Origin of the sequence: Hoeflea sp. CAU 1731, from assembly GCF_039888615.1 — a bacterium.
Classification (GTDB): Bacteria; Pseudomonadota; Alphaproteobacteria; order Rhizobiales; family Rhizobiaceae; genus Flavimaribacter.
Window position 1 is genome coordinate 704,396 of the sequence record NZ_JBDQQS010000001.1, and the last position, 18,954, is coordinate 723,349.

20 protein-coding genes are annotated in these 18,954 nt (G+C 60.3%); 8 read left to right on the forward strand and 12 right to left on the reverse strand.

Features of this window, described 5'->3' with window-relative positions; translation table 11 throughout:
- Nucleotides 1–8: 8 nt before the first annotated feature.
- From paaD to paaG, 9 genes are all read right to left on the reverse strand, one after another.
- On the reverse strand, nt 9–530 hold the full coding sequence (gene paaD / locus AAFN47_RS03365) for a 1,2-phenylacetyl-CoA epoxidase subunit PaaD (RefSeq protein ID WP_499807786.1): 522 nt from the start codon (nt 528–530) through the stop codon (nt 9–11).
- Nucleotides 531–537: 7 nt separating this feature from the next.
- Nucleotides 538–1,290, reverse strand: a complete 753-nt coding sequence (gene paaC, locus AAFN47_RS03370) for a 1,2-phenylacetyl-CoA epoxidase subunit PaaC (RefSeq protein ID WP_499807787.1) — start codon at nt 1,288–1,290, stop codon at nt 538–540.
- Nucleotides 1,290–1,574: a 1,2-phenylacetyl-CoA epoxidase subunit PaaB gene (paaB, locus tag AAFN47_RS03375; protein WP_370688197.1), complete on the reverse strand. Its 285-nt coding sequence runs from the start codon at nt 1,572–1,574 to the stop codon at nt 1,290–1,292. Before paaB ends, paaC begins: the two co-directional genes overlap by 1 nt.
- A gap of 10 nt (nt 1,575–1,584) precedes the next feature.
- Nucleotides 1,585–2,040, reverse strand: a complete 456-nt coding sequence (locus AAFN47_RS03380; RefSeq protein WP_499807788.1) for a DUF3291 domain-containing protein — start codon at nt 2,038–2,040, stop codon at nt 1,585–1,587.
- Nucleotides 2,041–2,050: 10 nt separating this feature from the next.
- On the reverse strand, nt 2,051–3,046 hold the full coding sequence (gene paaA / locus AAFN47_RS03385) for a 1,2-phenylacetyl-CoA epoxidase subunit PaaA (protein WP_499807789.1): 996 nt from the start codon (nt 3,044–3,046) through the stop codon (nt 2,051–2,053).
- A gap of 75 nt (nt 3,047–3,121) precedes the next feature.
- Entirely contained in the window at nt 3,122–4,024 is a 903-nt protein-coding gene (locus AAFN47_RS03390; RefSeq protein WP_499807790.1) for a PaaX family transcriptional regulator, read from the reverse strand.
- A gap of 31 nt (nt 4,025–4,055) precedes the next feature.
- The gene (gene paaK, locus AAFN47_RS03395) at nt 4,056–5,369 is read right to left on the reverse strand and encodes a phenylacetate--CoA ligase PaaK (protein ID WP_499807791.1); all 1,314 of its coding nucleotides are present in this window, start codon (nt 5,367–5,369) and stop codon (nt 4,056–4,058) included.
- Between the two features lie 23 nt (nt 5,370–5,392).
- Nucleotides 5,393–5,854 (reverse strand): hydroxyphenylacetyl-CoA thioesterase PaaI, encoded by a 462-nt coding sequence (paaI, locus tag AAFN47_RS03400; protein ID WP_499807792.1) that lies wholly within the window; start codon nt 5,852–5,854, stop codon nt 5,393–5,395.
- A gap of 3 nt (nt 5,855–5,857) precedes the next feature.
- Entirely contained in the window at nt 5,858–6,643 is a 786-nt protein-coding gene (gene paaG, locus AAFN47_RS03405; RefSeq protein WP_499807793.1) for a 2-(1,2-epoxy-1,2-dihydrophenyl)acetyl-CoA isomerase PaaG, read from the reverse strand.
- A 265-nt stretch (nt 6,644–6,908) separates the two neighbouring features.
- On the opposite strand from paaG, the gene AAFN47_RS03410 reads away from it, so the two are divergent.
- Both AAFN47_RS03410 and lexA read left to right on the forward strand, forming a co-directional pair.
- Nucleotides 6,909–9,227 carry an autotransporter outer membrane beta-barrel domain-containing protein gene (locus AAFN47_RS03410; protein ID WP_499807794.1) on the forward strand — a complete coding sequence of 773 codons (2,319 nt, stop codon included), beginning with the start codon at nt 6,909–6,911 and terminating at the stop codon, nt 9,225–9,227.
- A 186-nt stretch (nt 9,228–9,413) separates the two neighbouring features.
- Nucleotides 9,414–10,127, forward strand: a complete 714-nt coding sequence (gene lexA, locus AAFN47_RS03415; protein WP_499807795.1) for a transcriptional repressor LexA — start codon at nt 9,414–9,416, stop codon at nt 10,125–10,127.
- A 36-nt stretch (nt 10,128–10,163) separates the two neighbouring features.
- On the opposite strand, the gene AAFN47_RS03420 is transcribed toward lexA, so the two are convergent.
- Together AAFN47_RS03420 and AAFN47_RS03425 are read right to left on the reverse strand one after the other, a co-directional pair.
- Nucleotides 10,164–11,330 carry a chorismate-binding protein gene (locus AAFN47_RS03420; RefSeq protein WP_499807796.1) on the reverse strand — a complete coding sequence of 389 codons (1,167 nt, stop codon included), beginning with the start codon at nt 11,328–11,330 and terminating at the stop codon, nt 10,164–10,166.
- A gap of 87 nt (nt 11,331–11,417) precedes the next feature.
- Nucleotides 11,418–12,341 carry a LysR family transcriptional regulator gene (locus AAFN47_RS03425; protein WP_499807797.1) on the reverse strand — a complete coding sequence of 308 codons (924 nt, stop codon included), beginning with the start codon at nt 12,339–12,341 and terminating at the stop codon, nt 11,418–11,420.
- Nucleotides 12,342–12,415: 74 nt separating this feature from the next.
- Here AAFN47_RS03425 and AAFN47_RS03430 point away from each other — a divergent pair, with 74 nt between their 5' ends.
- From AAFN47_RS03430 to AAFN47_RS03455, 6 genes are all read left to right on the forward strand, one after another.
- Nucleotides 12,416–13,258 (forward strand): shikimate dehydrogenase family protein, encoded by an 843-nt coding sequence (locus AAFN47_RS03430; RefSeq protein ID WP_499807798.1) that lies wholly within the window; start codon nt 12,416–12,418, stop codon nt 13,256–13,258.
- 129 nt (nt 13,259–13,387) lie between these two features.
- Nucleotides 13,388–14,422, forward strand: coding sequence for an ABC transporter substrate-binding protein (locus AAFN47_RS03435; RefSeq protein WP_499807799.1), 1,035 nt, complete (start codon nt 13,388–13,390; stop codon nt 14,420–14,422).
- A 27-nt stretch (nt 14,423–14,449) separates the two neighbouring features.
- Nucleotides 14,450–15,217, forward strand: coding sequence for an ABC transporter ATP-binding protein (locus tag AAFN47_RS03440; RefSeq protein ID WP_499807800.1), 768 nt, complete (start codon nt 14,450–14,452; stop codon nt 15,215–15,217).
- Nucleotides 15,210–16,049, forward strand: coding sequence for an ABC transporter permease (locus tag AAFN47_RS03445; RefSeq protein ID WP_499807801.1), 840 nt, complete (start codon nt 15,210–15,212; stop codon nt 16,047–16,049). The genes AAFN47_RS03440 and AAFN47_RS03445 overlap by 8 nt, the downstream gene beginning before the upstream one ends.
- A 12-nt stretch (nt 16,050–16,061) precedes the next feature.
- Nucleotides 16,062–17,339 (forward strand): FAD-dependent oxidoreductase, encoded by a 1,278-nt coding sequence (locus AAFN47_RS03450; protein ID WP_499807802.1) that lies wholly within the window; start codon nt 16,062–16,064, stop codon nt 17,337–17,339.
- Nucleotides 17,336–17,698, forward strand: a complete 363-nt coding sequence (locus tag AAFN47_RS03455) for an MmcQ/YjbR family DNA-binding protein (RefSeq protein ID WP_499807803.1) — start codon at nt 17,336–17,338, stop codon at nt 17,696–17,698. Before AAFN47_RS03450 ends, AAFN47_RS03455 begins: the two co-directional genes overlap by 4 nt.
- A gap of 3 nt (nt 17,699–17,701) precedes the next feature.
- Here AAFN47_RS03455 and AAFN47_RS03460 read toward each other — a convergent pair whose 3' ends face one another.
- Nucleotides 17,702–18,844: a benzoate/H(+) symporter BenE family transporter gene (locus AAFN47_RS03460; RefSeq protein ID WP_499807804.1), complete on the reverse strand. Its 1,143-nt coding sequence runs from the start codon at nt 18,842–18,844 to the stop codon at nt 17,702–17,704.
- Nucleotides 18,845–18,954: the final 110 nt, after the last annotated feature.

Genomic DNA, 18,954 nt, shown 5'->3' on the forward strand with positions numbered 1-18,954 from the left:
CCTGATCCTCAAAGGCATTTGAAATAGTCGAACGGCTCGAGGCACGTTCGGCACCGGTAGAGCGCCTTGCAGGGCGTTGAACCGAACTCGCTTATGCGTTCTGTGTCTTCCGAACCGCACAGGGGGCAATTGACCGCGGTTTCCCCGAACAGGGCGCGTATGGAATTGGACGCCTTCACGGGCGGCGCGATGCCGAAGTCGCGCAGCTTTTCGCGGCCCTCCGCTGTGATCCAGTCTGTCGTCCAGGCGGGGCTCATCACGCTCTCGACCCGCACGTTGTCGAACCCGTCTCTCTTCAGCTCCTCCAGAACCATCTGCTCGATCAGTTGCGTGGCGGGACATCCGGAATAGGTCGGCGTGACCCTGGCTATGACGGCGCCGTCGTCGTCACATTCGACGCTGCGCAGGATTCCGAGATCGGCCAGGGTAACGACCGGAATTTCAGGGTCAGGCACCGCCGCCGCCACTTCCCATGCTCGACGGGAGCGGACATTCGACGGGTTCAGCGCATCTGCGACGACAACGCCCATGGCATCCTCACCATTCGAGCCCGGGATAGGCGCGCTGCATGTATTGCAGTTCGCTCAGGAGATGTCCGAGATGTTCGGTATGGCGCCCTTCCCGTCCGCCAGACTGGTCGTAAGCCGCCTCGGGCGCTGCGAGATGCGCTTCGGCAAGCACGCCGTCGACCGTGCGCCGCCATTCGTCGCGCAATGCAGACGCGTCGACGCCGACGCCTTCGGAGACCATGGCGAGCGCAACATCATCCATCTCAAAGAGTTCGCCAGTGTAGATGAAGAGTTCTTCCAGCGCCGCGATCATGCGCCGGCGGCTCTCCTCCGTGCCGTCGCCCAGACGAATGACCCATTCCGCGGAATGGCGCAGATGGTAGGCGACTTCCTTCTCGGCCTTGGCGGCGATTGCGCGCAGATCGTCATCACCGGATTTCGCCATTTGACGCCAGAACGGCAGCATGAATGCGGAAAAATAGAATTGCCTGGCGATTGCCCAGGCAAAGTCCCGGTTGGGTTGCTCCACCAGAAGCGCGTTGCAGTATTCGCGTTCCGGACGCAGGAAAGCCAGATCATCCTCGTCGCGGCCCTTGCCTTCGACCTTACCGGCACAGGTGTAAAGCGCCCTCGCCTGTCCGAGACAATCAAGGCCGATATTGGCGAGCGCAAGATCCTCCTCAAGGCTGGGCGCCTTGCCGCACCATTCGCCCAACCGCTGGCCGAGGATCAGGTGATCGTCGGCAAGTCTCAGCACATACCGGAACAGGTCGTCAGACATCACATGTTGCCCACTTCGTCGGGAATTTCATAGAAGGTCGGATGCCGGTAGATCTTCGTCGCCGTCGGCTCAAACATCATGTCCTTGTCCTGCGGGTCGGAAGCGACGATGTCGCTGGAGCGCACAACCCAGATGCTCTGGCCCTCGCCGCGACGGGTATAGACGTCGCGAGCGGCTTGCAACGCCAGCTCCGCATCGGCCGCGTGCAGCGAACCGGCGTGTTTGTGGTTGAGGCCGTTCCTCGCCCTGATGAAGACTTCCCAAAGTGGCGTCGTTTCGGTCATCGTCATTGTCCTATGCGCAGCGTTTTTCAAACCAGGTCTTGAGATTGGGCAAACCTTCCCACCCGAAGGCATGATCACTCGGGCCATGGCGCCGCAGATGTTCAAGGCGGGCCATTGCCTCTGCGACCGTTGGCACAGTGTCTTCTTCGATACGCCACATCACGAAGTGGGCCTTGCCCATGGTCTCGAACCACTCGCCGCGACGGCCATAGACCTTGCGATGCACCGTGTTCCAGACGAAGTGTTCAAGGTCCTCCGCCGTTTCCCAGACGGAAAGATTGACGATCACATGCGGATCATTTTCCAGCGCGACAGTGTCGCCCGCTTCGTCGGCCAGACGCCAGACGAACCCCTCGCTGCGTTCGGCAAGCGCGTTGACGGCATCAAGTCTGTTGACGAAATCCGCCATGCGCGGATCGTCGAGATCGTATCGGGTTCGGCCGATATTCAGTTCAGCCAGATGCATGACGGCACTCCTATTCCGCGGCGATTTTTGCGGCTTCGGCCCGTTCGCGGCGTTTTTCGGCGTGCGCAAGCGCGGCTTCGCGCACCCAGGCGCCTTCGTCGTGGACACGGTTGCGATTGCGAAGCCTTTCCCGGTTGCAGGGGCCATCGCCCTTCACGACCCGCCAGAACTCGTCCCAGTCGATCTCGCCGTGATCATAGCTCTGCCGTTCCTCGTTCCATTTGAGGTCGGGATCCGGCACAGCCAAACCGAGAAACTCGGCCTGCGGCACTGTGGCGTTGATGAATTTGTCGCGCAGTTCGTCATTGGTGAACCGCTTGATCTTCCACGACATGGACTGGCTAGAATGAACGGAGCTTCCTTCGGAAGGTCCGAACATCATCAGCGACGGCCACCAGTAGCGGTCGAGCGCGTCCTGGGCCATGGCCTTCTGTTCGTCGGATCCGCGGGCGAGCGTCATCATGATCTCGTAGCCCTGACGCTGGTGGAAGCTTTCTTCCTTGCAGACGCGAATCATGGCCCGCGCATAGGGGCCGAAGGAACACCGGCACAGGGGAATCTGATTCATGATGGCGGCGCCGTCGACCAGCCAGCCGATTGCGCCGATGTCGCCCCAGGTCAACGTCGGATAGTTGAAGATGGAGGAATACTTGGCGGCGCCCGACAGAAGCTGATCGGTCATTTCCTCGCGGCTGACGCCGAGCGTTTCGGCCGCCGAGTAGAGATAGAGACCGTGACCGCCCTCATCCTGCACCTTGGCGAGCAACGCCGCCTTGCGACGCAGCGTCGGCGCGCGCGTGATCCAGTTGCCTTCCGGCTGCATGCCGATGATTTCGGAGTGCGCGTGCTGTGAAATCTGGCGAACCAGCGTCTTGCGATAGCCTTCCGGCATCGGATCGTTCGGTTCGATCTTCAATTCAGCGTCAATACGGTCCTGAAACGCCTGTAGAAAGGCTTCGTCTTCGTCGGTACGGCCGTCAGCGCCAATCAATCCCTGCGAATACATGGAAGCGTGCTCCTCATCCTCGCTCCAATTTATATGTTACGAAATATAATAATTCAATGGTTTTTTCGTAACGAATTACGCGGACGGCGCGCGAAATCTGCGACTGATATCGATTGCAGGCGGTTCGAGCGTCCTGTCGCCGGATCGTTTGCACTCGTCGAGCCAGCGTTCGCTTGCCCCGGCGATGGCGCTGTAGATGGACGACGCGATCCGGCGCGCTTCATCCGCCTTCCAGGCGTCCGGCGTCAGTTCCGGCGGCAGGTTGGGATCGCGCAGGGCGGCGCGGCGGAATGCATGGATCAACAGCGTACGGGCCGCCATGGATGACAACGGATCCAGATCGTTCTTCGCGCGCAACGCAACGTCGAGCGGGCGAAAATCCTGCGCAAAGGACGCATAGGAGCGCTGCGCGTCGACCTCCGACCAGGCTTTTTCGATCAAGGCGCCGACATTGGAATCCTCACGAAGGCGCGCCGAGAAGATGAACTCGTGCGGTTGCGCCGCGATGGATTCCGCGCCATCCGAGGGACGCAGGAACAGACCGCGCGACAGGGCGCCGAAACCGGCGGATTGCAACGCCGAGCGCCGCGCCTCACGCTTCCGGTCGTTTGGGCCATTCGAAAGGATGATTGTCCACTGACCGTCCCAGGACACGGGACCGGGCGCATAGATCCGGGTCGTCGCCTCGGCGAATTCAACCTGACCGGCTTCGGCCAGACGGTAATAGCTGTTGCGTCCCTCGCGGATGCGCAGCAACCATCCGTCTGAGGTCAGGCGCGACATGGCGGCGCGCAGCGCGCTTGGTTCGACGCGTAGTCGGGACATCAATTCCTGGAGGGATCCGAGCCAGAGTTCGCCACCGCGCGGATTGACGGCGTCGCCGAAAATCGTGATGACCAGCGACCAGACGCGGATGCGCTCCTGCCCGTGAAAGGCGTCTATCAATCGTTCAAGATGGCTGTGTGCGGCTTCGCTCATGCCGCACTTATCGCCGCGAAGAGCTGCGCGATCAAGCGCTACGCAAATCCACGACCCGCCGCGCCTTGCCGGCGGATCTTTCGACGCCGCCCGGATCAAGCACTTCGACCTCGACCGTTACTCCGACGACGCTCTTGACGTGGTGACGCAACTCATTGGCGCCTTGCTTGCGGTCTTCATCGCCCAGGCCGGAGCCGCTCGCCTCGACCTTGATGGACATACGGTCCATACGCCCATCGCGCGTAAGCTCGATCTGATAGTGCGGCGCAAGGATCCGGCATTTGAGGATCTGCTCCTCGATCTGTGTCGGAAACACATTGACGCCGCGGATGATCATCATGTCGTCTGAACGGCCGGTGACCTTTTCCATTCTGCGCATCGAACGGGCCGTGCCCGGCAGCAATCGCGTAAGATCTCGGGTGCGATAGCGGATGATCGGGAAGGCTTCCTTGGTCAGCGAAGTGAACACAAGCTCCCCCATTTCGCCGTCCGGCAACACTTCGCCCGTCTGCGGATCGATGACCTCCGGATAGAAATGATCTTCCCAGATGTGCAGGCCGTCCTTGGTTTCAACGCATTCATTGGCGACGCCCGGCCCGATGATTTCGGACAGGCCGTAAATATCGACGGCGTCCATGTCGAATGCCGTTTCGATTTCTTCGCGCATGGAATTGGTCCATGGCTCGGCGCCGAAAATGCCGACTTTTAGCGAACTTTCCCGCGGATCGAGACCCTGATTGCGGAATTCGTCGAGGATGGAGAGCATGTATGACGGCGTGACCATGATGACGCGCGGTTTGAAATCGTCGATCAGCATCACCTGCCGTTCGGTCATACCGCCGGAAATCGGCACAACCGTGCAGCCAAGCTTCTCGGCGCCGTAATGGGCGCCAAGCCCGCCGGTAAACAGGCCGTATCCGTAGGACACATGCACAAGGTCGCCCGGCCGCCCGCCGCTGGCGTAGATCGACCGGGCGACCATCTGCGCCCACATGTCGATATCGCCCAGCGTATAGCCGACCACGGTCGGCTTGCCGGTGGTGCCAGAAGACGCGTGAAGACGCGCAAGCTTTTCCCGCGGCACGGCGAACATGCCGAACGGATAATTGTCCCTCAGGTCCTGCTTCACCGTGAAGGGAAATTTCGACAGATCGTCGAGCGAATTGAGATCGTCCGGATGGACGCCATGCATGTCAAAGCTTTTGCGGTAGAATGGCGAGTGCTCGTAGGCGCGATGCAATGTCTCGCGCATGCGCGAGAGCTGAAGGGCTGAAATTTCGTCCCTTGACGCCGTTTCGATCGCATCAAGGCCGGCGCTGTACCCGCCTGTCGTTTTTGTCTGCATTGTCTCCTCCGCCGATCGGTCTGCTACTCAGCCGCCTCCGGCACGTGCGTTCCCTTGATGGTCCGGCAGTGACCGCGAAATTCAGCCACAACCGTCCCGTCGTCCCTGGTCACCCGGATGTCGTAAATGCCGCTGCGCGTTGTCCTGTGCACCTCACTCGCGACTGCGGTCAGCATCTCGCCGCGCCGCGCCGGCTGCAGGAACGAGACTGCGCAATGCTGTGCGACAGCATATTGGTTGTAGCTGTTGCAGGCGAAGGCGAACGTGCTGTCCGCCAAGGTGAAGACGAAACCGCCGTGACAGATATCCAGCCCGTTGACCATGTGGTCCTGCACCGGCATCCGCAAAGTCGCGCGACCCGGACCGATATCAACGATCTCCATGCCCATATGCTTGGAGGCGCGGTCCTCCCGCCACATCGCCTCGGCGCTGGCGTTCGCCAGATCTTCCGCCGAACTCGGCTTCTGGGCGCTATCGTTCGTCATGGTCTATCGCCCCGTAAATTTCGCCGGACGCTTCTCGATGAAGGCGCGCACGCCTTCGGCGTAGTCCGTTCCGCGGCCAACTTCCCTTTGCGTATCGCGCTCCAGATCAAGCTGCTCGTCGAGCGTGTTGTCGCCAGCCTGCTGTATCAGGCCCTTCATGAGACCGAGGCTTCTTGTCGGACCTTTGGCGAGGCTAGCCGCGAGACCGGCGGCTTCCGCCATGAGCCCGTCGTCGTCCACGACTTTCCAGATCATGCCCCAGTCGGCCGCCTGTTCCGCCGACACCGGCTCGCCGGTGAACATGATCGCCTTGGCGCGCGCTTCGCCAATGAGGTTCGGCACGGTCCATGTTCCGCCGCTGTCCGGCACCAGGCCGATGCGAGAAAACGCCTGAATAAATTTCGCCGAGCGCGCGGCAAGCACGATGTCGCAGGCGAGCGCGATATTGGCCCCTGCCCCGGCGGCCACGCCGTTCACGGCGCAGATCACGGGCTTGCCGATGGAACGGATCCTGCGGACGAGAGGGTTGTACCAGGAATCGATAGTGAGACCGAGGTCGATCTCGCCCTGGGAGGGATCGCGCTCTGAGAGATCCTGCCCGGCGCAAAAGCCGCGGCCCGCGCCTGTGAGCAGGATTGCGCGGCACGCAGGATCCTCTTCCGCCTCGATGAGCGCCTCTTTCAGGCTGACATGCTGAGCTTCATTGAAGGCGTTGAGCTTGTCCGGCCTGTCGAGTGTGATCACGACATACCCGTCCTGCTTTTCGACCCTGACTGAATCGTCGCTCATTGGCGTCTCCTCCCTGCGCACCGTTGACAATAGCACTTAAACCGACCGACCGGTCAATGAATCTTTTTTGTTCCGATTTCGTTCCGGCAGAACCGTCGCGGCGCCAGACAGTCCGCGATCATCAAACTGTCGCATAACTGTCATGCAGCCACCCTACAAAAGTCCTGCTGGTTCCAGCAGATCATCATATATCCAGTCGGGGGAATACATGAAATCAAGTTCTTTGGCGTCACATGCGGCGCAACTTCTGTGTGGCGTCGCTTGCTTGACACTCACCTCCGTATCCGCCGCCCGGGCCGATTGCGACCCAGCCTCGCCGACCGACGGACAAACGGTGATCTGCACCGGTCCAAGCACCGGCTTCGTTGACGAGAATGTTGAGGACGTGACGGTTATCGTGGAGGAAGGCGCCGTCGTGGACGGCGGCGGAGACCGTGGATTCCGGTTTGGCGATAATGGAACGCTGACCAATGACGGAACGATATTGTCTGGCGGCGGCGAGCATGGCGTGCAGGGCGGCGACGACGCCAGCGTCACGAACAACGGCGTCATCGACGGCAATGGCGATGGCGTCAACGTCGATGACGACGCCTATGTCCTCAACAGCGAAACCGGTGAAATCATCGGAGCGGACGACGGCGTGCAGATCGAGGATGGTGGAGAAATCATCAACGAGGGAACCGTCACCGCGAATGACGGCGACGCCCTGAAGGCCGCCGACGGCGCCTCTATCCTCAACGAAGGAACGGCCACCGGTTCCGATGACGGGATCCAGATCGAGCATGACGGCGAGATCATCAATACGGGAACCGTGACCGCTTATGACGGCGACGCCCTCAAGGCCGAGGATAACGGCTACATCAGGAATGAAGGCGTGGCGATCGGATATGACGACGGCATTCAGGTCGCGGAAAACGGCGAAGTCTACAATTCGGGCGATGTCACCGCCTATGACGGCGATGGAATAAACGCCGGTGACGGCGCTTTTATCGTCAATGACGGAACACTGAACGCCTCCGACGACGGCATTCAGGCGGAATTGGACAGCACCGCGATCAACAATGGCGCGATCTACGCCACAGACGAAGGCATAAACCTGGATGCGGACGGCGCCGTGGTCATCAACAACGGCTCGATCACCGCCCTTGACGACGGCATTCACACGGCAACCGATTCCTGGATCGAAAACAACGGCTCGATCTATATTCCCTACAACGCCGGCGATCCGCAGGACGGCATCGACTTCGACGACGGTGTGGTGCTGAACACCGGCCGCATCGAGGTGGAGAACGGCGGTATCGATTCGCAAGACGGCGTCGATTTCGATGAAGATGGCGCAGCGCCGTCCTACATCACGAACACCGGCAGCATTATCGGCTACCATGCGGTCAACACCGATCCCCTCAACACGCAATCGCAAACCATCTACAATTACGGTTATCTCGAAGGCTTTGGCGGCGTCGCCATCAATCTCGGCGAAGGCGACGACGCATTGCAGATCGGGACCGGCTCGCGGATCGTCGGGCTTGTCGACCTCGGCGACGGCACGGACAGTTTCAGCGTTGACAGCCCGGTTGCATCGCTTGTCAATTTCGTCTCTGCGCCGGAAATCGTCGATCTCAACGGCTTTGCGGCGATCGTGACGTCAACACAAATCGTAACGATCGATCCCACGCCCTTCCAGAGCGGCAACGCGCTGATGCGTTCTTTCTTCTTCGACATGACCGGCACGCTGTATCACGACCGCCCTGAAGCCGGAGAAAGCGGCTTCTGGCTGACCGGATTCGGCAGCGCAGCGGATTTCGGATCATCCACCGTTTACAGCGGCTATGACACATCCGGCGGAGGCGGCGTCGGCGGGTATGATCATGCAGTGAACGCCATGTGGAGCATCGGCCTGTTCGGCGGGGGCGCGTCCTATTCTTCACGCATCGACGACGGCGAACACGACACGGACCTGACGTCCGGCTTTGGCGGCGTTCGCGCCTTCTACTTTCCGAACAGCCGGTTCACGCTGAATGCCGCCATTTTAGGCGGCGTCACACAGACCAGCCTGTCGAGCCCCGACTATCGCACCGGCAGCGGCTCGGGAGACGGATCATTCCTGGCGACGACCGGCGGGTTCGCCTATGAAATACCGGCGTCCGAAATGGGCGGCTATGTCGGTCTGGAAGTGCTTGGTCAGGCCGGAGCGCTCTGGAACCGGGCCGACAGCTACCGGGTGTCCGGTTTCGACGGCGCGACGATCGGCGCGCGGGATTCGGCCTATTATTTCGGGACGCTGGAAGCCGGCCTGCCCTTCGAAATGCAGTCAGGCGGCAACACGATCCGGTTCAAGCCCTTCGCCGGCGTGTCCTTCGCCGGCTTCAGCGACGACGCCTTCGCGGTGTCTGCGATTGGCTCCTCGACGAGCTTTGCGGGACCGGGCGATATCGACGGGACGTTCTTCACCGGCGGCGCCGAACTCGCCATCGACTTCGACGGCAAGGCCAGCCTGACAGGCCGGTTCACCGCCGCCTACAATGAGGACTCCACGTCCTATGGCGGAACGCTCAACCTGCGCATTCCTTTTCCGGTGAAATAGGATCGCAGCGTCGACTGCGGCGGACAGCTTTCCATTGTCAAAATCAAGAGCGCCGACGCACCCCTGTGCGTCGGCGCGATCGCTTTTCAATCCATTCTTAACCAAATTGCGCAATACACTTGCAGAACACAAATGGAACATATAGTGTATGTTCTGTATTTGTTTCGCCGATTCGGAGGATTGGGCATGTTAACGCGCAAGCAGCACGAACTGCTTCTGTTCATTCACGAGCGGATGAAGGAATCCGGCATACCGCCGTCATTTGATGAAATGAAGGACGCGCTGGATCTCGCGTCGAAATCGGGCATCCACCGTCTGATTACAGCGCTTGAGGAACGCGGCTTCATTCGCCGCCTGCCCAATCGCGCAAGAGCGCTGGAAGTCATCAGGCTTCCGGAAATGGCTGCGCAGGGATTGCATCCGCGCAAGGGCTTCTCCCCAAGCGTTATTGAAGGCAGCCTCGGCAAGACGCATCCCAAACTGGTGCGGGAAGCGCCGAAGGAAGCGGCGAATTCGTCCGTCAGCGTGCCTGTCATGGGCCGCATCGCAGCCGGCGTGCCGATATCCGCAATCCAGAACAACACCCACAACATCAACGTTCCCCCGGAAATGCTCGGCAATGGCGAGCACTATGCGCTCGAGGTCAAGGGCGACTCGATGATCGAGGCAGGCATCTTTGACGGCGATACGGTTGTGATCAAGAACGCGTCGACGGCCAATCCCGGCGAGATCGTCGTCGCCCTGGTCGACGAAGAGGAAGCCACGCTCAAGCGCTTTCGGCGCAAGGGCGCATCCATTGCGCTGGAGGCCGCCAACCCCGCCTACGAAACGCGGATCTTCGGACCGGACCAGGTCAAGATCCAGGGCAAGCTCGTCGGGCTTATTCGCACCTACAACTAGGAACAAGCGAGCAGGTCCGGCCTGCTCGCTCCATATTCAGATAATCGACCCGACCGTCTTGGTCTTTTCGACCGTCTCGATCCATTCGCGGGCGGGGTTTGATGTCTCAACAATTCCGCCCCCGACATAGAGGCTGATTTCCTGCCCGAGAATTTGCGCGGTGCGCAGGTTCACGTAGAGCTTTGTCGAGCCGTCCCAGTCGACTGGTCCGAGATAGCCGGTGTAGTAGCCGCGATCGTAGCCTTCAAACCGCTTCAGGAATTCAATCGCGGGCGGCTTCGGCATGCCGCAGACGGCCGATGTCGGATGCAGGCTGCGCAGGAGGCCCGCCAGCCGGTCGGCGTCGAGGCTGTCCGCGCTTCTGCGGAAAATCGTTCTGAGATGCACCAGATTGGCCGCCGAAACCGTGCGCGGTCCGACCTCTTCGAAATCGTCGATGCCCTGCTCCAGGAATGCGCGCCGAATATAGTTGCTGACGAGCGCCTGTTCCTCGATCAAACCGTCCGGCCAGCCAATGTTTCTTAGATCCGGATCCGGCCCGACCCACTGCGTTCCGGCAAGCGCCATGGTGTCAACGCCATCCGGCGTGGACGAAAGCAGGATCTCCGGCGTTCCAACGAGCCAGCTTCCGGTTTCAGGCAGGTGAACGAGCGCGACGAATGCGGACGGCAGCTTGGCGGCGAGCCGTTCTGCCATATCGAGCAGATCATATTCCGGCGACAGCGCGCGGTTTTCCACGCGCGACGTGACGAGCTTGCGCATGCGGCCCGCCTTGATCTGCTGCACGCAGCGCTCCACCAGCAACTCATAAGTCTGGCGATCGGTCGCAAGCGGTCCGTCAACATTGGCGCGCGACTGGACGGGAACATCCATCCGGTCATCGGCGAGCTCCAGCAGTCTTTTTTGATGGTCGGAAACGGGGTCGTCGCCGTAGGCGTCTCCGGTCCAGAATTTGACGCCGTCCTTGTCCAGCCGGACATCGCCTTCAATGGCGTCCGCAAGGTTGGCGTCTTCGACATCGACGCGATTGATCGCGAAGAAAGGCCGCTCATGCGTTTTTGTAAACACCGGCCGTTTCGTCAAACCGTTGCAGCTAACGAGCGCCTCCCAGTGAACCGCATCCGGCCTGCGCCACAGGGCGAAAGGCAAGTCGGTGTCCGCAGCAGCCGATAGCAGGCTCCTGGCTCCTCCCGGTATTTTCATTCCGATCATCTCCGTTTGACCGGGGGAAACTTGCTTGAAGACCGGACAGTCGCCAGCACAAAATCAACGAGCCGGCATAGCGTAAAGCTATGTCACGAATTCCAGCCCGATTTCACGCGCCGCCTCGGTGAGGCTTTCCCGGATGGTTTCGATGACCCGCCGTGCGCCATGGTCCTTGTGATGATGCAGGAGAACCGGAAGCCGCGGTCCATCTGCGAAGGGAATGGGCTTGATGTCGGGGTCCCTGACGCCGGTCGCCGTCAATTCATCGACAATCGCGATGCCGAAATCCTCGTACATCAAAGAGATGGCGCTCTCCGCAAAACGGGTCTCGATGGTGATGTTCGGCTTGATGTCGCGTTCCTCGAACATGTCCTTCACCCAGCGCCCGTGCGGCGTGTTGGGGTGAAAGAAAATAAGACGCTCGTCGGCAAGCTGGTCGATGTACACGCTTTCATTGTTGGCCATCGGATGGTCGCGCGGAACGATGCAGGCCATCGAGATTTCGGCGATTTTCTGGGACACGATCATGGCGTCGTTCACGGGATAGATGGTGACGACGCAATCGCCTTCCGCAAGCCAGAGATAGTCCTTGATCTGGGTTAGCGACAACGTGTCCATGCGCAACTTGGCGCCTGGATTGCGGCGCGCGAGCTTGGCGAGCGCCTTTGGACCGAGAGCCTGCGAGACGCTTGGCGAGACGCCCATTCTGAGCGTGACGGACTGACCGGAGGCGATTTCGAAGACTGTGCTGGACAATTGCTCGAGGCCGGTCATGGACGGCTGGACGATCTCGAAGATCTGGCGCGCAGTGCGCGTCGGCGTCAGGCGACCGGCGTTGCGGTGGAAGAGCCGAACGCCAAGCACGTCCTCGAGCCGCTTGATGGTATTGCTCACCGTCGGCTGCGCGATATTGAGCTGTTGCGAAGCGGCGCTGATGGAACCGCTGACCATAACCGATCGGAATACTTCCAGTTGACGAAAGGAAAGCATGGCTACACATGTCTGCATTCAGGAAGCCGGCACAGTTATCATGCTTGTACCGGGTCAGCAATTTAATAGATCTTCCCGTCCAGAGGCGCAGTTTGAACAATATTCACGAAAATCAGACGGATGACGGAACCACCGCAGCCATGTTGACGGGCAAGGCCCGGGTTGTGGCGATGATCGGTTCGCCCATCGCACATGCAAAGTCGCCGGCCATATTCAACAGCTGGTTCGCCAAACACAACATGGCTGCGCTCATGACGCCGATGGACATTCCCGCAGATGATCTCGGCGCATTCTTTCGGTTTCTGCGCGGCTGGAGCAACTGCAACGGCGCCGTGGTGACGGCGCCGCACAAGCAAACCTGCCTTGAACTGGTCGACAGCGCCACGCAAAGAGCCAGATTGCTGCAAGCCGTAAACGTCGTCACGAGAAACGCAGACGGAAGCCTGACAGGGGATAACGTCGACGGAGACGGGTTCGTCCGGGCAATGCAGTCGAAGGGTCATGACCCGGCCTCTGGCGCGGTCCTGATTTTCGGCTGCGGCGGGGCCGGCGCCGCGATCGCCCTCGCGCTGACGAACGCAGGGGCAATGCAGGTACAGCTATTCGACACCGATGACGATCGCATGCGGCGACTGGCGTTACTCCTGACGAACAACTCCACGGCGTCAATATCCTGCGGAAAGCCGGACTCGATTACGGACTATCATCTGATTGTCAACGCGACGACGGTCGGGCTTCACGACGACTCGCGGATATGCCCTCTCGAGACGGCGTCGCCAGGAGCCGTTGTTGCCGATATCGTTTCCTCTGGCAGCCTGACCGCCTGGTTGCGCGCAGCCCGCGCGCGCGGCAATCCGATCATGACCGGAGAGGATATGGCCCAGGGTCAGTTCGACCTTCTGGCTTCCCGAACCGGTTTCGACATGCAATTATAATGGCCTAAGCCGCCCATAGCTTGAGGCTATTGCTTTGACAGCAGACTTGCCTACCAAATAACGACGGCGTCAACCAAAGTCCCGCCACGGCTCACGGCACAGACCGCGGGCTTTCCTGAGGAGGATATGATGAAAAGATCTCTTGAAATTCCCGCGCTCCTGCGGCGCGCCACTCTCGCATTCACTGTTGCTGCAGCCACGATCGTTTCCACTGCTTACGCGCTGGCGGACGACAAGGTCGTTGTGGGCGCATTGCGCTTTACGTCCCACTCGGCAGGCTTCATCGCCTACGAGAAAGGCTACTTCAAGGACGAAGGGCTCGACGTCGAGTTCAAGTTCTTCCAGGCAGCCCAGCCGATCGCTGTCGCGGTGGCTTCGGGCGACGCCGATTTCGGCATCGCCGGCCTGACCGGCGGTCTGATGAACCTCGCAGAAAAGGGATCGGTCAAGGTCGTCGCCGGCGTGCTTCATGAAAAGATCGGCGTTGACGGCATGATGATCCTTGCTTCGAACAACGCCTACGACAACGGTCTGAATTCCGTCGACAAGTTGAAGGGCCATTCCGTGGCGATGACCCAGGTTGGCTCGACGTTCCATTACATGGCCGCTCGCATCGCGGAAAAATCCGGCTACTCGATCGATGAGCTGAAACTTGTGCCCCTGCAGAAGGTAGGCTCCATGATCGCCGCGCTGAAGAGCGGACAGGTCGACTCCATGATCATGGTGCCGCATATCGCCAAGCCGCTCGTCGAAAACGGCGACGCCAAGATGCTTGGCTGGCTCTACGATTATGCGGAATACCAGATTTCGGCTCTGTTCACGTCGACGAAAAACACCGAAGAGCGTCGTGACATGGTTGAGCGCTTCGTCAAAGCCTACGCCAGGGGCATCGCCGACTTCAACAGCGTCATGCTGGCCGAAGACGCCGACCCGCAGGAACTGGAAGACATGACGAAGATGATTCACAAATATGTCTACCAGGATCGTCCTTACGAGAAGGCTGCGCCCTCCATCCAGAATGGCGCCATGAACCTGAACGACAATGCATCGCTGGACCTGACTGACGCTAAAAAGCAGATGAAGTGGTTCCAGGACGCCGGACTGGTTTCCCCGTCTCTGACGATTGAAATGATGGTCGATCCGAGTTTCGTTGAAACTTACTGACCGATCTGACAGGGAGCTTGCCGGACCGTGGACCTCGAAATCAGGAATCTGAGCCACAAATACAACGATCTCGAAGTGCTGAAATCCATCAGCCTGGAGATTCGCAGTGGCCAGATCGTCTGCATCGTTGGGCCTTCCGGGTGCGGCAAGTCCACACTTCTGAGGATGATCGGCGGCCTTGAAGAACCCACTTCAGGCGGCGTCTACCAGATCGGAGACCCTCCGGCCGATAGCCTCAACCCTCTGACCTATATCTTCCAGGATTTCGCTCTGCTGCCCTGGCGCACCGCATGGGGCAATATCTCGCTGGTCCTGGAAGAACACAAACTCGGCGCACAAGCGGTGCGTGAGCGGATCGAAAATGTGCTTGAACGCACCCGCCTGACGGAGTTCGCGAACGCCTATCCGCGACAGCTTTCCGGCGGCATGAAACAGCGTGTCGCAATCGCCCGTGCGCTGGCCGTCAATCCGGCGGTTCTGCTGATGGACGAACCGCTTTCGGCGCTCGACAGCCAGACACGCGAATTGCTTATGGATGATTTCATCGCGCTCTGGCAGCGCGAAGCGTTCACAGCCTGTTATGTCACGCACAATCTCGCCGAAGCCGTCGCGCTGGGGCACAAGATCATTGTACTGTCGCGTCGTCCCGGCGTTATCAGAAATGTCGTCGAGATATCGGTTCCGATCGGTGAAAGACAGCACGGCAGTCCGGAACTGATCGAGATCCAGGACCAGTTGTGGGAGATGATGCGCGAAGAAGCTCTTTCAGCTGACAGGGAGTTGGCGGATGTCTGATCTTGCACAACGCCGCGACGACGCAGTCACCACTTCCCCGGAGGACGAAATCAGGAAAGTCCGCTATCGCGGCGGCGGTTTCTCGCCCAAGCCGCGCGCGCTGATCGCCCCGATCGTCTTTCTCGTGCTCGTTGTCATCTGGGAACTCGGAAGCAATTTCGGCTTGATTCCACCGATCGTATTGCCGTCGCCCTCGGAAGTTGTTCAAGCGCTGAAAGACCTCATCCAGAGCGGCCTGCTGTGGAAACATCTCAGCGCTTCGCTCTACCGGCTCATCATCGGCTTTACGTGCGGCACCATGCTGGGTCTCGCCGTCGGCGCGCTGATCGGGCTCTGGTCCTACCCGCGCGCGGCCCTGCGGCCGCTTGTCGCCGCCATCTTCCCGATACCGAAAATCGCGCTGCTTCCGTTGTTCATCATCTGGTTCGGCATTGGCGAGGGGTCAAAGGTCGCGACAATTCTTTTCGGATCGTTTTTTCCGACGGTCATCGCCACCTATGGCGGCATAGAGGCGGTGGACCGTTCGCTAATCAACATGGGACAGAGCTTCAATCTGTCTCGCTGGTCAATCATACGCAAAATCATCTTCCCGAGCGCCCTGCCCGCGATTCTCAACGGCATGCGCATTTCGGCGTCAATCTCGATTATTCTGCTGGTTGCAGCGGAAATGATTGGCGCGGAATACGGCATTGGCGCCTATGTGCTGCTCGCAGGCAACCTGATGTCCACCGATCAGCTGATCGCAGGCGTCATCCTGCTTTCGATCCTGGGGCTGATCGTGAGCTACCTGATTTCGCTCGCCGAACTGTATTTCCTGCGCTGGCGCAGATAGGAGAATTGCCAATTGTCTTCCGACGAAAGCTGGCAGCCCGACTATGACGTTGTCGTTGCCGGCGGCGGAGCCGCTGGCGTTGGCGCGGCTATCGGGGCTGCGCTCACGGGCGCCAAGGTGTGTCTCGTGGAAAAATACGGTTTCCTCGGAGGCGCTGCGACCAATGCGCAGGTGCTGGCCTATTGCGGTTTCTTTCAGCAGGCGCCAGAACCCATACAGGCGGTGGCCGGCGCTGGCGAACTGGTGCTTGATGAATTGCGCCGACATGGTCTTGATGCAAAACCCTACCGTTCTCCGACCACCGGAAACTGGATCATCCTCCTCGATCCGGAAGTGCTGAAACTGTCGCTTGACCGTATCTGCGCCGAGCATGGAATCGACGTTCTGCTGCACACCCGCGTCGCCTCGGTTTCTCGCACCGGGCACCACCTCGAATCGGTGATGCTCGCAGGGATGGACGGACGCAGGCGCGTCATCGCAGACGCTTTCGTGGACGCAAGCGGCGACGCCAATCTCGCGCTGCTTTCCGGCGTCGATTGCCAGACAGGCGACGAGAACGGCCATCTTCAGGCCGTGACCATGCCGCTGAGAATTGGCGGGTTGGCGCCCGGAACACGGATCGACCGGCAAGTCATCATCGCCACGACGGAAAAATACAACGAGACGAGCGACCTGAAGATCAATCGCAGCGACGGCGGCATCTACACGCGCGTGCCGGGTTCGGATGATTTCTGGTGGCTGACTGTCGACTTGCCGATCGATGATCTGAGCTCCAGTTCCTTCACACGCGCGGAACAGCAAGGTCGCATGATGGCGCATGGGCTCGTCCAGGCCCTTCGCGACCATGTCGATGGTTTCGAGGACGCCTACCTGGCCCAGACCGGGCCGCAGATCGGCATTCGTGAAAGCCGACATCCGAAAGCCCGCTACCGGATGACATTCGATGACGTCATCAGCGGCCGCAAATGCGACCATCCGATCGCACGCGCCGCATGGCCAATCGAACTGCATGGCGAGGCCGGCAAGCCCATCTACCACTCCGTTGGCGGCGACGGTTACTGCCATGTACCGCTTGACGCCATAACCGCCGATGGCCTCGACAATCTCTGGTACGCCGGGCGCACCATCGGCGCCGACGGCAGAGCCTACGGCTCGATCCGGGTCATGGGCACGGCGTTCGCCACCGGGGAAGCCGCCGGAACGGCGGCGGCCCTCAGCGCATCCTCGGCCAAACCCGCCTCCGCACAGGCCGTGAACCAGGCGTTGGCCGCGCGCGGGGCACTGCTGTGACCCGCGAAGAGTTTGACCGGTTCTGCGCCAAACTTCCTGCCGTTACCCGCGTCGAACAATGGGGCGGCGCATCCGTCTGGAAGATCGGCGGCAAGATATTCGCCCTATGCTCGAACTGGGGCAAGGACACAAAAGACGCGGTCAGCTTCAAATGCAGCGATTTCTCCTACACGGTTCTGTGCGAACAGGAGGGCGTCGTTCCGGCGCCATATTTGGCGCGCGCAAAGTGGGTTCAGGTTCGCGACCCGGACGCCCTCGCCGATGTCGAGATCGCAAAATATATTGAAGCCGCCTACAACATCGTCGCAGCCAAGCTCACGAGAGCGCAGCGCAAGGCGCTTGGCATAGAGAAGCAATGAATCCTAACGCTTGAGCAGGCGATCAAGTCCATAGACGGCAATCCCGGCGAGCAGCCCCCAGAAGGCCGCGCCAATGCCGAAAAGGGTCATGCCGGACGCCGTCACCACAAAGGTGATGACCGCTGCAAAACGGGCCCCCTTTTCGTCCAGGCTATTGCCGAGCGCCCCGACCAGCGGCCCAAGCAACGCGATGCCGGCAATCGTCGCGACGAGTTCAGGCGGAAAGCTGGCGAAAATGACCACCACCGATGCGCCGATCAGGGTCAATACCGCATAGCCGGCGGCATAGACCGGACCGGTCAGCCATCTCTTTTCCTTGTCCGGATGCGCGTCTTCACCAGTGCAGATTGAAGCGGTGATTGCTGCGAGGTTCGTCGTGTGCGCGCCGAAAGCTGCGGTCACGAGGGACCCAAATCCCGTCACTGCGAGGATCGCACGCGTCGGCGCTTCGTAGCCTGCAGAGCGCAGCACTGCGAAACCGGGCAGGTTCTGCGACGCCATCGTGACAAGATAAAGCGGCAATCCGAGACCAATGAGCACCGAGACGTTGAACTCGGGAACGATGATCTCGAATGTCGAAAGACGCAGTTCCTCAAGAGGCTTGGTCATGCCGAGCAGATAGACGAGCACGACGCCCAGCGCCAGCACCGCCAACACGGCCCAGGAAGGCGAGAATATTCGCACGACAATGAACAGGAGCACCATCGGCAGCACCAGTTGCGGAATGGCGTTCAGATGCGTGAAGACAGCGGCCACAAACCCGAAAAGAACGCCAGCGAGCATCGCCGACGCGACAGCCTGCGGAATTTTGGCGATCAGCGCATTGATCGGACGGAAAGCTCCCGTCAGCAGGATGAGCGCGGCGGCGAGGATAAATGCGCCGGCGGCTTCCGGCAGCGTGATGCTGGTGGTGGTCGCAATCATCGCGGCCCCGGGCGTCGACCAGGCCGCGACGATCGGGATACGGAAACGAATGCTGAGAACGGCGGTAGAAAACATCGTCGCGGCGCAAGCGCCGCTGATCCAAGAGGCCGTCTGCGCTTCCGTCGCTCCGACGGCGTGCGCCGCCGCGATAACGATCGCGACTGAGCTTCCAAACCCCACTAACACCGCGACGAGCGCCGAAATGATTACCGATGAACGCATGCAATCCGCCTTTCCGCAACGACCGCCTTGATGGAGCGAGTTGCGGCGGAAGTCAAAGCCTGCGTCGGGGCGAACCAGTTTCCATACCTTTGGTGCAGCTTTTTACAGGC